Annotated in this window: 17 protein-coding genes; 13 read left to right on the top strand and 4 right to left on the bottom strand. The window is 40.1% G+C overall.

What is annotated here, in order from left to right:
* Positions 1–14 precede the first annotated feature (14 nt).
* On the bottom strand, positions 15–758 hold the full coding sequence (locus AC6JAD_RS01835; protein WP_461304332.1) for a M15 family metallopeptidase: 744 nt from the start codon (positions 756–758) through the stop codon (positions 15–17).
* A 44-nt stretch (positions 759–802) separates the two neighbouring features.
* Here AC6JAD_RS01835 and AC6JAD_RS01830 point away from each other — a divergent pair, with 44 nt between their 5' ends.
* Complete coding sequence (locus AC6JAD_RS01830) at positions 803–1,234, top strand: GNAT family N-acetyltransferase (RefSeq protein ID WP_461304331.1); 432 nt, start codon at positions 803–805, stop codon at positions 1,232–1,234.
* Here AC6JAD_RS01830 and pepE read toward each other — a convergent pair.
* Entirely contained in the window at positions 1,227–1,934 is a 708-nt protein-coding gene (gene pepE, locus AC6JAD_RS01825; RefSeq protein WP_461304330.1) for a dipeptidase PepE, read from the bottom strand. The two genes, AC6JAD_RS01830 and pepE, sit on opposite strands and share 8 nt — an antisense overlap.
* An 83-nt stretch (positions 1,935–2,017) precedes the next feature.
* Here pepE and AC6JAD_RS01820 point away from each other — a divergent pair, with 83 nt between their 5' ends.
* The 5 genes from AC6JAD_RS01820 (at position 2,018) to AC6JAD_RS01800 (ending at position 6,661) form a co-directional block, all read left to right on the top strand.
* Positions 2,018–2,782 carry a peptidase associated/transthyretin-like domain-containing protein gene (locus AC6JAD_RS01820; protein WP_461304329.1) on the top strand — a complete coding sequence of 255 codons (765 nt, stop codon included), beginning with the start codon at positions 2,018–2,020 and terminating at the stop codon, positions 2,780–2,782.
* 58 nt (positions 2,783–2,840) lie between these two features.
* Positions 2,841–3,344, top strand: a complete 504-nt coding sequence (locus AC6JAD_RS01815) for a DUF6702 family protein (RefSeq protein ID WP_461304328.1) — start codon at positions 2,841–2,843, stop codon at positions 3,342–3,344.
* Positions 3,345–3,414: 70 nt separating this feature from the next.
* On the top strand, positions 3,415–5,724 hold the full coding sequence (locus tag AC6JAD_RS01810) for a M1 family metallopeptidase (protein WP_461304327.1): 2,310 nt from the start codon (positions 3,415–3,417) through the stop codon (positions 5,722–5,724).
* An 85-nt stretch (positions 5,725–5,809) separates the two neighbouring features.
* The gene (locus tag AC6JAD_RS01805; protein WP_461304326.1) at positions 5,810–6,088 is read left to right on the top strand and encodes a Sec-independent protein translocase subunit TatA/TatB; all 279 of its coding nucleotides are present in this window, start codon (positions 5,810–5,812) and stop codon (positions 6,086–6,088) included.
* Positions 6,089–6,661 carry a phosphatase PAP2 family protein gene (locus AC6JAD_RS01800; protein WP_461304325.1) on the top strand — a complete coding sequence of 191 codons (573 nt, stop codon included), beginning with the start codon at positions 6,089–6,091 and terminating at the stop codon, positions 6,659–6,661. It abuts the gene before it with no gap.
* 106 nt (positions 6,662–6,767) lie between these two features.
* On the opposite strand, the gene AC6JAD_RS01795 is transcribed toward AC6JAD_RS01800, so the two are convergent.
* Complete coding sequence (locus AC6JAD_RS01795; protein ID WP_461304324.1) at positions 6,768–7,772, bottom strand: DUF8740 domain-containing protein; 1,005 nt, start codon at positions 7,770–7,772, stop codon at positions 6,768–6,770.
* A gap of 11 nt (positions 7,773–7,783) precedes the next feature.
* On the bottom strand, positions 7,784–8,275 hold the full coding sequence (locus AC6JAD_RS01790; protein ID WP_461304323.1) for a T9SS type A sorting domain-containing protein: 492 nt from the start codon (positions 8,273–8,275) through the stop codon (positions 7,784–7,786).
* A gap of 386 nt (positions 8,276–8,661) precedes the next feature.
* Here AC6JAD_RS01790 and AC6JAD_RS01785 point away from each other — a divergent pair, with 386 nt between their 5' ends.
* From AC6JAD_RS01785 to AC6JAD_RS01755, 7 genes are all read left to right on the top strand, one after another.
* Complete coding sequence (locus tag AC6JAD_RS01785) at positions 8,662–9,150, top strand: hypothetical protein (protein ID WP_461304322.1); 489 nt, start codon at positions 8,662–8,664, stop codon at positions 9,148–9,150.
* Positions 9,151–9,154: 4 nt separating this feature from the next.
* Positions 9,155–9,796, top strand: coding sequence for a hypothetical protein (locus tag AC6JAD_RS01780; RefSeq protein ID WP_461304321.1), 642 nt, complete (start codon positions 9,155–9,157; stop codon positions 9,794–9,796).
* The gene (locus AC6JAD_RS01775; RefSeq protein ID WP_461304320.1) at positions 9,766–10,536 is read left to right on the top strand and encodes a sensor histidine kinase; all 771 of its coding nucleotides are present in this window, start codon (positions 9,766–9,768) and stop codon (positions 10,534–10,536) included. The genes AC6JAD_RS01780 and AC6JAD_RS01775 overlap by 31 nt, the downstream gene beginning before the upstream one ends.
* Positions 10,530–11,171 carry a response regulator transcription factor gene (locus AC6JAD_RS01770; RefSeq protein ID WP_461304347.1) on the top strand — a complete coding sequence of 214 codons (642 nt, stop codon included), beginning with the start codon at positions 10,530–10,532 and terminating at the stop codon, positions 11,169–11,171. The genes AC6JAD_RS01775 and AC6JAD_RS01770 overlap by 7 nt, the downstream gene beginning before the upstream one ends.
* Before the next feature lie 215 nt (positions 11,172–11,386).
* On the top strand, positions 11,387–12,076 hold the full coding sequence (locus AC6JAD_RS01765) for a TapB family protein (RefSeq protein WP_461304319.1): 690 nt from the start codon (positions 11,387–11,389) through the stop codon (positions 12,074–12,076).
* Positions 12,077–12,196: 120 nt separating this feature from the next.
* Entirely contained in the window at positions 12,197–13,366 is a 1,170-nt protein-coding gene (locus AC6JAD_RS01760; protein WP_461304318.1) for a Shedu anti-phage system protein SduA domain-containing protein, read from the top strand.
* 133 nt (positions 13,367–13,499) lie between these two features.
* The gene (locus AC6JAD_RS01755; RefSeq protein ID WP_461304317.1) at positions 13,500–13,850 is read left to right on the top strand and encodes a hypothetical protein; all 351 of its coding nucleotides are present in this window, start codon (positions 13,500–13,502) and stop codon (positions 13,848–13,850) included.
* The last annotated feature ends 5 nt before the right edge of the window (positions 13,851–13,855 follow it).

Genomic DNA, 13,855 nt, shown 5'->3' with positions numbered 1-13,855 from the left:
ATACTTCCATAAATTTACGAAAGTAATTGAGGGTTGATGTCTAAAATGTTCTCTTTTCGATATTTGGCTATGAAATCATCGGTGAAATGTTCATGCCCCATAATCTTCTCTTCGTTTAGAATATGCTTCACATCCAGTTTTTTGTAATCACTTAGCATCGGAATGGAAACAGGCGCGTAGCTAAAGTGCCAAGGTTCATATTTAAATCCTTTTCGCAGGGCATTGTCCGTATATACTTCATAAAAACCAAAAGATTCAGCATGTTTATCCATCCATTCCTTGAATTTGCAAAAAGGTCCTTTTCCATGAAAATGCTGTGCCTGTAATACGCTTTCTGGTCTTGGTGCACTCGCATCAATTAGATCTAAATCGGTACCCCAGTGGTGGCGTGAAGTTCCAGGAATGGTAGAGTATTCTATAATTTTTTCAATGGCTTCCTTAGGAAGCAATCCTTGTCCTATAAAACGTTTGTATTTACCTTCGAATATTTGTTTTTGCCTATCGAAACTACGATATGCCGAAACCACTTCTATGTCTATTCCCTCAGTTTTAGCAGCTGCTTTCATTTTTGAAAGGGCTTTGGCAGTTTCCCTATGCATGGTAGAAGTATAACTGTTACCAGCGATGTCCTCATTGTACTTGCCGATAAGTTGATCACGGGTATATCCATCTTGAACCATTCCCAATGAAAGTGAAGGGAACAAGCTGCATGCTCCGGTAATTATGAGTGAAGTTTTTATAAAATCTTTTCGGTTCATTTCTTACTTTAGTGTTCTCTAAAAGTACTATTAATTTACGATTTATGTCCATCGATTTTCGCATCATACCTTCAGAATCTATTTTGGATGCCTTACCACTTATCCACAAATTGAATGACGGAAGAATTTCTGAAGAGGTTCTTACCGAAAGACTTTTGGAAATGGCACAACAACACTATGAATGTTTGGGCATTTATGATGGCGAATCCTTGATTGGGGTATGTGGTATGTGGTTTCAGACCCGCCATTATTCTGGGAAAAGTTGCGAGGTGGACCATGTAATCATAGATGATGCCTACCGGAGTATGGGAATTGGTGATAACATGATGCAATTTGTGTATGAGCACGCCTTAAAAAGGGGCTGCCGTTGGGTAGAGTTGAATACCTACGTACATAATTTTCCTTCTCATAAGTTCTATTATAACCAAGGGTTTGTCGCCAAGGGATATCATTTCATTAAGGACATCACTAAGTAAGATCGGATAGGGAGGTTCCAGAGTCTACTTCATAAGCAGCCTGTCCTTGTTCAAAAATGCGAGCAGTGTGCGATCCTTTCAAATGAATCTGTTCTCCCGATACCTGCAACCAGCTTCCTTCCCTTAGACCAACTACCGGGACATTGTTTTGTGTGTGAAATTCCTTAATTCTGGTTTCACGGGTTTCTCCCATGTGTGTGGTTCCTTCCACTGGATCCAGATAATGAGGGTTTATATTGAAAGGAAGTATTCCTAAGGTCTTGAAAGAAGGAGGGTATACAATGGGCATGTCGTTTGTGGTTTGCATGGTAAGTCCACAGATATTGCTTCCTGCACTGGTGCCCAGATAAGGCGTTCCTTTATGAATTACCTCCCTCAAGACTTCCATGACACCTGTATGGTACAATTTAGAAACCAGTACAAAAGTATTACCACCACCGGTAAATATTCCTTTGGCATTTTGTGTCGCCTCTACGACGTTTTCAAACTCATGCAGCCCTTTAATCTTCTTGTCTATTTTAGAGAAAGCCTTAGCTGCCACTGCCGTATATTCATCGTGCGATATTCCACCGGGCCTGGCATAAGGGATAAAAATAATCTCATCTACTTCAGAGAATAAAATGGATAGCTCGGGAAGTAAGTACTCCAAATAGCCACTTCCATAAACGGTAGAGGTACTTGCCACAATAAGGTGTTTCATAACTAAGGTTTGAGTTCAAATTTAACAAAACCTTAGGTGGCGCCTTAGGATTTTTCTAAGAAAACTCAGACTATATTTACGTCGTGACTAAATATACCATCCTGCTTGCATTGCTTTTTACATCTGCGCTATTTGGGCAACAAAAAAGACTATTTGGTAAGATCGAGAACGACAAAGACGTAGAAGGTATTCATATTCTTAATACTTCTTCCCGCTATAACTCGGTTACGAATCAATTGGGGGAGTTTTTCATTACCGTAAAACCATCGGACACCCTGTTGGTCTCGTCCATTGCCTATGTGCCCGAGCAAGTTGTGGTTACAGAGGAAATTTATGAAGAAGGGTTTATTTCCATTACCCTGAGGGATTTGGTGAACGAATTGGATGAGGTGTACATTGGTCCAAGTCTATCAGGAAATCTAGAGCGAGACCTAAAAAAGATCGAAGTGGAAGATCCTATTAATTTTGATGATTTGGGCATTCCTGGATTCAAAGGAAAGGCAGAAGAAAAGATACCCAATCTTGTAGGGGAGGTAATCACACCGCTTTCCGTAAATATTGAAGGCCTATACAAGTATATAAGTGGATATTATAAAAAGTTGAGGTTACGCAGGAAATGGGACGCCCAAAATGTGCTGGTTTCACTTCTCATTTACCACTATCCACAAGGGTTTTTCAATGAAGCTTATGGAATTCCTGAAGAAAGAACCTATGATTTTCTGCTGTTTTGTGTGGAAACAAGCAATATGCAAAAATACTTCGATGGAGGGAACCATGCATTGGTAATGGAAATATTTGAAACCAAAGCTGCGGAGTACAAAGAAAGATTGGCCGAAAAAAAGGAATAGAATTTGTAACATTACTTGAAAATAGGCGTCTTATTAATTTTAGAATCGATTTAAAAAAATGAAATTTTTACGAATTGCGCTTGTCGCATTGCTTATTCCTGTGCTTACTTCTTTTACTGCACACAAGTTCTACGTAAGCATAACCAAGGTAGAGTTTGCCGAAGAAGAGCAATCCCTCCAAATAATTTCCAAAATATTTATAGATGATATCGAAGACGTATTGCAAGAGCGATACGACAAGAACTTGGTGTTGGGCGAAGGATATGAAAAGGATAGCGATGTGTCGCTAATGAAAAAGTATGTACTTCAAAAATTAGACGTTCAAGTTAACGGGGTGCCTATGAAATATGAAATCCTAGGTCATGAATATGAAAACGATATCGTTAAAATTTATATAGAAATACTTCAAATTTCTGAGCTGGAATCGATAATGATAGAGAACAAAATACTCATGGATATGTTCGAAGAACAACAGAATATAATTCATGTGAAACGATACAAAAAGCGGAAAAGTTTGGTGTTGGATAGGGATAATCCTAAAGGAACGTTAAACTTCGGGTAGTCGATCCGCAAAACCGCTCAGAAAAACTATTTTTAAAGGCTTTAAAATAATCAACAATCAAATAATAATTATGAGACTAGCAAAATACCTTTCCCTCGTTGTTCTGTTTTTAATGGCAGGCATGGCGTATGCTCAGGATGATGCAGAAACAGAAGAAGAGCGCAAGCCCGGACATTACAACAACAACCGCTTCAAGCAATTGTACGAAGAATTTTCTACCCCAAACATGTACCGATCCGGTAATGGGGCTCCAGGACCTAATTACTATCAGCAGCAGGCCGATTATGTAATGGATCTTACCATAGACGATAAAGAAGCGCGACTTTACGGAGAAGAAACGATTACCTACACCAACAATTCGCCAGATGCACTAGAATATCTTTGGGTGCAATTGGACCAGAATGTACGTGCAAGGGACTCGAAATCTCCACTTATCGAGCCAAGCGGTGCGTTTCCTGCAGAAATGACCGGTTCTTTCATCAACAAGTACATGGGAGAAGGATTCGACGGAGGTTTCAAGATTGACTGGGTAAAGGATGAAAAAGGGAACCCGCTTCCGCATGCCATCAATAGAACCATGATGCGTATTGAGATGCCTAAAGATCTTAAAACGGGTGAGAAGTTTGTATTCTCAATTAAGTGGTGGTACAATATTCCAGAACATACAGTAGATCGTGCACGTAGTGGGTACGAAACTTTTGCCGATGGTAACCGAGGATATGTTATTGCACAGTTTTACCCACGTATGGCTGTATATAACGATGTAGAGGGGTGGCAGAACAGTCAGTTCTGGGGACGTGATGAGTTCGCTCTTCCGTTCGGAGATTTCGATGTTACTATTACAGTACCGGAAGATCACGTATTGGATGCCACTGGGAAATTACTGAATCGCAAGGAAGTATTCAGTAAAGAAATGATGAAGCGTTTCGAAAAGGCAAAGAAGAGCTACACAGAGCCAGTGCTTATTGTAACGCAAGAGGAAGCAGAAGAAGCTTCAAAAGGATTTGCTACGAAAACAAAAACATGGAAATTCCGCGCAGAGAATGTACGTGATTATGGATTTGCCTCTTCCAGAAGGTATATCTGGGACATGATGGCTGTTAAGATTGGTAATAGGGATGTAATGGCCGTTTCGGTATACCCGCCCGAAGGGAATCCGCTATGGGAAGATTGGTCTACGAAAGTAGTGGCCAGTACCCTCGAAACATATTCCCGTATGGCATTCGATTACCCATATCACAAAGCTATTTCGGTACATGCAAAGAACCAGGGAATGGAATACCCAATGATCTGTTGGAATTACGGTCGTCCTAATGAGGATGGTACCTACAGTGACAGAACTAAATATGGAATGTTTGGTGTTATTATCCACGAAGTAGGGCATAACTATTATCCTATGATTGTAAATAGTGACGAGCGTCAGTGGACATGGATGGATGAAGGAATCAATACCTTTGTACAGTATGTTGCAGAGCAGGATTTTGGTGAAAAACACCCAGATGCCATTGCGCCAAACAAAAAGTACCCATCACGAAGAGGACCTGCAAAAACGATTGTTGATTATATGGCAGGAAACCAAGATCGTATGGCGCCAATTATGACCAAAGGATTGAATACCTATAGTTTTGGTTCGAATGCATACTCTAAACCTGCAGTAGGATTGAATATTTTACGAGAAACCATTATGGGACGCGAGTTGTTCGATTATGCCTTTAAAACGTATTCGCAAAGATGGATGTTTAAACACCCAACCCCGGAAGACTTCTTCCGTTCTATGGAAGATGCTTCGGCGGTAGATTTGGATTGGTTCTGGAGAGCTTGGTTCTTCACTACGGATTATACGGATATCGGCGTTTCTGAAGTAAAGAAGTTCTATGTTACTTCAAAAATGAATAAGGAAATCCGTGAGATGATGGAAGCAAGGGGACTTACGGAAAGTGACCTTCCCCCATTGGTGTATTTGGTTGAAGAAGGAAGCGAAGATTATGATGAGAGCATGAAGAATGCCACGCTAGATGATGTTACAACACTTCAGGAATATATCATGGATAACATGGAACCTTCCGAAAGAGCTAACCTGAAGAGCCCTAAGTTCTTTTATGAAGTAACATTCGAAAAGCCGGGTGGGATTCCAATGCCAATCATTGCCGAATATACGTACAGCGATGGTTCTACCGAAAGGGTAACCTATCCTGCTCAAATTTGGAGAAAAGATGATGCAGCGGTAGGCAAAGTAATTGCTTCCGAGAAGGAAATCACCAAGATTGTGGTAGATCCAGACGAGGAAACTGCAGATATTGATACTTCCAATAACACTTGGCCAAAGAAGAAGAAATTGGGTGAATTCAATGATTTCAAAAACAAAGTAAAAGGACAATAGTCTTTTTAGGATAGATTTAAAAGCCCTTTCTATTTGAAAGGGCTTTTTTAGTATGACTACATTCCTAAATTTGTATCTTTGCCTTATGACACTTCCTCTATTTATTAGTGGTGCCGAGATTGCATTCATTCTATTCATCGTCCTTATGGTCTTTGGTGCTGATAAGGTGCCAGAAATTGCCCGTGGTTTGGGTAAGGGAATGCGACAAATTAAGGATGCCACCAATGATATTAAAACAGAGATCACCAAAAGTGCCGAAAAACAAGGTCTCGATGTGGACATCACCAAAGACGTAAAGAAGGAGATCGATAAGGTAAAAGAGGATGTGAATGAAATAACAGGACCTATCAAACGAAATTTCTAAATGCTAGAGACGCTCAAGCAATGGGATAGGGATCTACTGATTTTTCTTAACAATTTAGGCAGTACTACATTCGACGGTTTTTGGGTTTTTATTACGAAAATTGAAAGCTGGATTCCCTTTTTTCTCTTTTTAACTTTTATCGTATTCTATTATTTCCGTAAAAAGGAAGGTGTAAAGGTGTTTTTATGGGGGGTTGCAACCTTTGCCATTACATTATTGCTTACCGATCTTACCAAGATAGGGTTGGAGCGCTTAAGACCTAACAATGTATTGGATCTGGCACATCAGTTAAGGGTATTGCAACATCCAGATAGTTTTAGTTTTTTCTCGGGACATGCTTCTACCAGCTTTGCCATAACTACCTTCTTGGTACTTATGATAAGGTCTTTCAATAAATGGATCTATTTGGCTTACTTGTGGCCACTTTTATTTTGTGCCAGCAGAATATACGTAGGCGTTCATTATCCTTCAGATATCATGGTAGGAGCCTTCGTAGGTACGACCCTGGCAATACTTTCATACCGCATATTTGTATATATAAAAAGAAAGAGCCCAGGATCTCCTCTTTCCTAGGCCTTTCTAAAGAACTCGACTTCTCGAATTTATCTATATGAAATAGTTTATAAGAAAAGGAATCCTCCCCAAGTCGACTACGTCTTGAGTAGGACCCCCAGATATATTATTGTGGGTATACAACAAAAGAGAAAGCACTGTCACGAGCAGTTCCCGTTGCATCCTGAATACGCACTGTAAAAGTATTAGCTCCTGTAGTTTCGTATCCTGCGATTTCCGGAACACCAAAACCAATCGTAAATGGTGTAATCGTTACTATGGTGTTAGCAGGATTAGAATCAAGGTCCAACGTAATTTCGTAAACTCCTGTAGCAGAATTGTTCACAGAGTCGATACCGTAACCTGTAGAGATTCCACCTAAAGAATCAATACTTCCGTAAGCAATTGCCGTACTGTTTCCATAAATTCTATTGGCTGCTGGTGAAGTAGTGGTTTGAGTACTTTCGTAGAATCCAGAAGTAGTAGTGTTACCTGTAGCCAAGTCGATAGACAAATTAGTGGTTCCACCGGCCATGTACAATACATCATCTCCTGCATCGGAATAACCAATACCCCAACCTGGGAATCCAGGAGAGTGCTGAGCGATCATTTTGTCTGGGTTTGTGGTTCCAGATCCATAGATCATAACCTGCGCACTTTGCTTACTGTGCAGTGCTGTTGCCACACTACCAATAGCAGTTTCACCTACAGAAGTTCCGTTAAGGCTTACGTGCAACCATGGCTCTATGTCTAACCAGTTTACATTGTCTAATGGGTTAACACTTCCTACCTGTACAGAGAATACTCCGTTTGCATCGGTAGTTGGATTTTGTGTTTCATTAAAAACACCAGCTCCACCAGCTCCATTCCTGATTTCGAAATCTACAGTAACTGCAGAGTTAATGATTAGGTCACCTGCTGCATTTCTAGCAACCGCTTGGTAGTTTATTAATTCGGCAGCAGCAAATTCCCTGCTGTCGTTGTTGTCTCCTTTTTGTACTGGTACTACTTTATCCGCAGGATCCTGGGCTTTTGTAGTAGTTGTGCTTACTCCCTCAAGACTTTGAGCAAAAGAAAGTGTAGTGACCATCATAAGGGCCATTAGGGTTGTGTATGTTATTCTAGCTTTCATGATTATGGTTTTTAGTTTTTAACGATTTTAAATGTTTTGGATTTTTGGGTGGACTCCTGTACTACTTTTAGTACATAGTTTCCGGTGCTTAATGCACTTAAGGATAAGGTTTCGGCAGACGAACTAGCTTCAATTTCCTTTTGCATTACCTGTTTCCCTTGCATATCGAACAGTAATGCTTGAAATGTTTCCCCTTGCATGTCCTTGAAAGAAATGTTTAGGTAGTTGCTAACCGGATTGGGATATACTGTAGCGCTTGCCTCGAGCGTAAAATCTTCTGCTCCAAGGGTAATCTCTACAATGGCACCCAGCCAAAATCCCTGTCCCAATGATGGGCCATTGGTAATAGAACCAATTACGGGTTCACCCAAAGTAAAACTTAGGGTGTTAGATGTACCACTAATGGTTGCACCCGAATTGCCCATAACCGTTTGGCCTAGGCTTTGCGACTGTGCCGCTCCGCAGGTGAGTACCACTAACAGTAATACATAGATTGTTTTCATAGTTTTCATATTTAATGTTACGTAATTAATGATCATTTTACTGAACATGAGTTTCGAAATCACAGTGACAAAGATGAGGAGATGGGACAACTTCATCAAGAGTCAAAGGGCTATTAATGAAGGTGTTATGTACTGTGTTTTTTGTAATGGTAATTCCCTACTATTTAGAAGGTAATACCGTACATTCCATAAGTTGTTTTCTTTTCAGAAATAGGGGAAAACCCCCTAGCCCCAAGGTTTTTTTCACCTTTTTGTAGATTGGTAGGGGCTGTAAAATACTAGAAATCAAATAAATATATATAAAATTATGTAACCATACAAGATGTTGACTACTGTTTTTCAGTATTTTATCTCTAATTTTATAGGAAACTTTAACACCATAAATTATGAAATCAAAAACCCCTTTTGCAGTATTAGTTCTAGTATTTTTCTGCTCCATCCTGTTCTTTGCCTCTTGCGAAGAACCAGTAGATCCACCTGCGCAGTCCATTAATTTTGATCAAGCTGCCGAGCTTCAGAATGAATTTGTGAGAACCCGATCGGCTATTTTGGATACCGCACTCGGTTTTCAGGACACCCGGGATTTCTGGTTTTCCTTGGACACTATCAAGGAGTACATAGAATATGTAGAATACGAAGCGAAGAAAAGAGGGTATGAAGACTTGGGTATTCGTATACATTTTGCGGCCTATTCGCAACCACAGGATAATGACCGCTATCCTTATTCTACGGTAGTACTGGTGCCTACCGCTAGAAATGGCAGAAGTACTGGGATTAAGCAAGGGTTTTTCCCGATGGAACCGGACGATGAACCCGCAGATAGTATTAATTCACTAAACTTCGGTCACGGAGGGAAGCCGCCAAAAGACCTATAATAAAATGGAGCTGACCGATCTATTTTATATCACCAATGTATTACAACTAACGGCAGCCATAATGGCTACCATTCACTTTAGAAAGTACAAACAATCCCATGAACGGTATTTCCTTTATTTTCTATGGTTTACAGTTCTTGTAGATGGTTCTGGAGCCCTGCTTGCAGACGTCTTTAAAGTGAATAATTGGTGGGTATATAATAGCTTTATCATTATCAGCTTTTTATTTTATTTCAATTGGTATCACAACATACTAAAGCGCCCCAACTTTAAAAGAACGGTAATTCCTTTTACGGTTATTTTTGGAATTGTGGCGCTTCTAAGTTTATTTTTAGATAGTTGGGAGAAGTACCACACGTATACATTTTTTACGGGCGCCGTATTTTTATTGGTGCTAACCGTTTTCCACTTTTATCAGTTATTGAATAGCGATGAGGTGCTAATCGTTAAATACAAGCTTAGCTTTTGGATATCCACCGCATTGTTGTTATTTTATATGGGAATGATTCCTTTGATATTTTTGATGGAGTATGACCCGATACAGTTTTTAAGTTATTTTATCATTTTAATTAGTTTGAATCTTATTCTCTATGGCTGTTACATTATAGGATTTTTATGGACGAAGAAGGAGTACAATCGTTTCTAGTAATTTTTTCGATTATCACTTTTTGCTTGGCCTTAACGGTAATTATACTGTTCGCCATTTTTCAAAAACGAAAGAATAAATTGTTACGTGAGCAGCAGGAAGCAGAAAATAGGTTTAAGGAGGAAATTATAGAAACCCAGGTAGAGATACGCGAGGAAACACTGCGTAATATTAGTTGGGAATTGCACGATAATATCGGGCAAATGCTCACCTTGGCCAAGATACAATTGCAGAATGAGGATGATCCGTCGCCGAGCATTCACGATGCGGCCGAAACCATTGGGAAAAGCCTTACGGAATTGCGGAGTTTATCCAAATTAATAAACCCCGATACCTTCAACAGTCTTTCCCTGGTAGAAGCACTTAAGTTGGAGATAGAGCGCTTTAACCGAATGCAATATTTAGAAGCCAGTCTCACTTTTTCTAAGGAAACATTTGAGCTGGACCACAAAGTGGAAGTGATCTTTTTTAGGATGCTTCAGGAGTTCTTTACCAATACCATTAAGCACTCCAAGGCCAATAGGCTCGAAGTTCATGTAAATTATGAAGACGATGTCCTTAATATTACAGCCAAAGACAACGGAATTGGGTTCGATACGAGCCAACTGGATTCCAAAAAAGGAATAGGTCTTACCAACATTAAGAGTAGGGCACGACTTATAAATGCAAATGCGGAAATTGTATCCCAAAAAGGGGAGGGGACACAATTGAATCTAACCTATAAAAATCAAGAATTATGAGTTATTCGGTAGTAGTAGTAGACGATCATAATCTATTATCCCAGGCCATTGGAGGATTGGTAGAAGGTTTTGAACAATTTAAGGTATTATACACCTGTAAGAACGGGCAAGAGCTATTGGATAAATTCAAAAACCCAAAGAACATCCCCGACATTGTCCTTATGGATGTAAATATGCCTATACTGAACGGTATTGAAACCACGGCCCATCTATATGAACACTTTCCCCAAGTTAGGGTATTGGCTCTCTCCATAGAAGAAGACGAGTCTACCATATTAAAAATGCTTCGGGCAGGTGCAAAGGGCTATCTTATGAAGGATGTCAAGAAATTTGAATTACAACAAGCCCTCCTAGAAGTAATGGAGAAAGGTTTTCATCATACCAACACCGTTACCAAGGTATTGGTCGATTCGCTTTCAGGTAAAGAGTCCCCACAGGATATTTTAAAGGAACGTGAAATAGAATTCATTAAGCTCGCATGCACCGAAATGACGTATAAAGAGATTGCCGACGTCATGTTTTTAAGCCCTAAAACCATAGAAGGGTACCGCAATGCCATTTTCGAAAAACTAAACCTACGAAACAGGACGGGTTTGGTAATTTATGCCATTAAGAACAAAATATTTGTTCCTTAAATAATACAAATTAGAAGAACTATTTCAAAATAAGAAGCCTTTAGGGCTAAAGATGATCTCCTCATGAGTGTTGCATTTATAAAATGTACCACCTTTTAACCCCAAGTTTGATTACAAAATGCACGCAAAAGTGTACTAAGTCTTGAGACCCCATCTTAAGGAAGGGAGTCCATTTATATAATTATCAATAAACGAACTAATTAAATACATTAATTATGAAAAGAATAACCACCTTACTGCTCCTAGTTTTTTTGTCATTCACCACCTATGCACAATCCGATTGCGAACCCTATCTGCCCATTGATGTAGGCACACAATGGGAAATGACCCATTACAACGCCAAGGGTAAAAACCAAGGTAAAACCAGTTATGAATTACTGGACAAGGTGTCCAATGGCAGCGAGACCATCTTTACCGTACAGACCAAAGCCTTCGATAAAAAAGGAAAGGAACTCCTTTCGAATACTTTTGAGGCGAAATGTGTGGATGGACAATTTGAGTTCGACATGGCCATGAAGATGGACGGTACCTCTATGGGAGCCTTCCAGAATATGGATTTTGAAGTAGATGCTTCCCGTTATGAGATTCCAAGCATGGATGCAGCAGCCGGCACGTCACTGGAAGATGGTAGTTTACGCATAAGCTCCACCGGAGGACCCATTGGCATTAATATGACCATTGATATTACCAATAGGATGGTAGAGGCCAAGGAGACCATTACCACACCAGCAGGCGATTTTAATTGCTTGGTATTAACCCAAGATGTAAGCACCAAGGTCGTTATGAACATAAAGGCCACATCTAAGGAATGGTATTCGCCCAATATTGGGGTGGTGCGTACGGAATCCTTCAACAAAAAAGGAAAGATGACTGGGTACAGCGAAATTACCAGTCTGACCAAATAATAGGACCCGTTAGAAAATGAAGCGGTCCAGACCGGGCCGTTTTTCGTGGCAGGAAAACCATGGAATTCGGCAGTATTCTTTATCTTCACAAGGATAAGGATCTATTGTCAATAATACGAAGTGAAAGTACTCGGAGTAAATGCAACCTATTTAAGCCCCGATCGCAGGAGAATGGGCGCCAAGGAACCCATTGTGCAAACACAAAGGATGCTCGCCCGTGTCCCAAATTTAGATCTCTGCGTATCCTACAATGAAGCCATCCTTTTGCTTAATGGTAATGCCTCTTTCGATACCGTTATTACGAGTTTTACCCCCATTCAGATTGTACATCCAAGCGATAAGGCACTTATTTCTGGAGCCAAGGATATAGAATCCTATAGAATGATAGGAGGCCCATCCTACTTTTCTGCCTTTTACTTTTTCGATAAGCTGGCCGAACGAAACCCCGATGCTCATTTTATTATTTATTCTGGAGCTTACTCTGGGGATCGAAAGCCCGATTCGCACATTTTAAACTTCTTGGAAAAACGTACCCGCAGTTTCGATTGGATTAATAAGAGCGATGCTGATTATGATGACAAGCGGAAAATAGAAAAATCCATTATAGATAGCCGTATCGAACTGGACCTTAGCCTAAATGCCGATAACCAGATTGTTATCGTTCCTAGAATAACAAGGGGTCCTGTAGATTATCGATTCGATAATGAGTCCCATTTAATCTCCAGGCCTTCTTTTGTAAACAATAAGTACATTCTAAATCAGGAGATTCTAGAGTTTCAGGAACTCATCAACAAAGATGGTGTTACCGAACACCAGATACAGAATTTCTTGGAACGCTTTCCCAACTTTCTGCTAGGCTCTAAATACAAATCGTTACGCAGCCAGATGCACCTTAAGCGATACGATAAGGGAGATCTTATTCCCGATTTTATTTTGGAACCCGTAAATAAAAATGACTTTTGGAAAATCGTAGACCTTAAGCTTCCCGATAAAAGAATCGTAAAGGAACGTGTAAACCGGGAGGGCTTCAATTCGCAAATTATGGATGCTTTAAGCCAGCTCCGAACCTATCGCAACTACTTCGATAATCCCGAATATCGAAAACTATTGCAACAGCAAGGTATTCATGCCTATAAGCCCGAACTCTCCGTTATTATAGGGCAGGACTACGGCAACTTGTCCTATGAAGAAGTGATCGAAGCCAAGGAACCGTTTAAAAACTACAACTTCGAAATCCTGACTTTTACCGACTTATTGGAACATGCCCATAACCTGAACAAGATCCTATAATCGGGTTGAAACACCATGTGGTTACTTTCGTGAAGCTCTATCGGTACCCGCAATATTTTCGGTTTCAGTAGGAATAAGTATCTTTATCCTACCAGTAAATAAGGAACATTACCTTTTTAAAACCCCAAATACTATGAAAAAACTATATTTTCTTTCCGTACTAGCTTTTCTTTTCTCGTTCAGTGCATTTAGTCAAAGCGTTTTAGAACTAGAAGCAGATCAGAGTATGTCCATTACCGGTAAAGGCCCCGGACAGGATGCCGTTGTGAACCCACATGCGGGCCATCCTAGTTTGGCCGTTGTCGATAACAGTGGCGAAAATGCATTTGAGATCAGGGTGCAAAAAGAAGGAAAGGTGGTAGAGACCATTACCATCAAACCTGGTGAAACCAAGCACGTAAAGTTATTACAGGGCTATGAAATGTACCTGGATAGCAAACTAAAATCCGAAGCTAAGGTAGAATTTCGGGTGCTAGCGTATTAAATGGC

This window comes from Aureisphaera sp. (assembly GCF_059726885.1).
This window is presented reverse-complemented; position numbering and strand designations above follow the sequence as displayed.

What these genes read in the sequence shown, in the direction of transcription:
- pepE (WP_461304330.1), bottom strand. Translation starts at nt 1,934, where the DNA reads ATGAAACACCTTATTGTGGCAAGTACCTCTACCGTTTATGGAAGTGGC.
- AC6JAD_RS01835 (WP_461304332.1), bottom strand. Translation starts at nt 758, where the DNA reads ATGAACCGAAAAGATTTTATAAAAACTTCACTCATAATTACCGGAGCA.
- AC6JAD_RS01785 (WP_461304322.1), top strand. Translation starts at nt 8,662, where the DNA reads ATGAAATCAAAAACCCCTTTTGCAGTATTAGTTCTAGTATTTTTCTGC.
- AC6JAD_RS01800 (WP_461304325.1), top strand. Translation starts at nt 6,089, where the DNA reads ATGCTAGAGACGCTCAAGCAATGGGATAGGGATCTACTGATTTTTCTT.
- AC6JAD_RS01765 (WP_461304319.1), top strand. Translation starts at nt 11,387, where the DNA reads ATGAAAAGAATAACCACCTTACTGCTCCTAGTTTTTTTGTCATTCACC.
- AC6JAD_RS01755 (WP_461304317.1), top strand. Translation starts at nt 13,500, where the DNA reads ATGAAAAAACTATATTTTCTTTCCGTACTAGCTTTTCTTTTCTCGTTC.
- AC6JAD_RS01805 (WP_461304326.1), top strand. Translation starts at nt 5,810, where the DNA reads ATGACACTTCCTCTATTTATTAGTGGTGCCGAGATTGCATTCATTCTA.
- AC6JAD_RS01810 (WP_461304327.1), top strand. Translation starts at nt 3,415, where the DNA reads ATGAGACTAGCAAAATACCTTTCCCTCGTTGTTCTGTTTTTAATGGCA.
- AC6JAD_RS01775 (WP_461304320.1), top strand. Translation starts at nt 9,766, where the DNA reads ATGGACGAAGAAGGAGTACAATCGTTTCTAGTAATTTTTTCGATTATC.
- AC6JAD_RS01790 (WP_461304323.1), bottom strand. Translation starts at nt 8,275, where the DNA reads ATGAAAACAATCTATGTATTACTGTTAGTGGTACTCACCTGCGGAGCG.
- AC6JAD_RS01795 (WP_461304324.1), bottom strand. Translation starts at nt 7,772, where the DNA reads ATGAAAGCTAGAATAACATACACAACCCTAATGGCCCTTATGATGGTC.
- AC6JAD_RS01780 (WP_461304321.1), top strand. Translation starts at nt 9,155, where the DNA reads ATGGAGCTGACCGATCTATTTTATATCACCAATGTATTACAACTAACG.
- AC6JAD_RS01830 (WP_461304331.1), top strand. Translation starts at nt 803, where the DNA reads ATGTCCATCGATTTTCGCATCATACCTTCAGAATCTATTTTGGATGCC.
- AC6JAD_RS01815 (WP_461304328.1), top strand. Translation starts at nt 2,841, where the DNA reads ATGAAATTTTTACGAATTGCGCTTGTCGCATTGCTTATTCCTGTGCTT.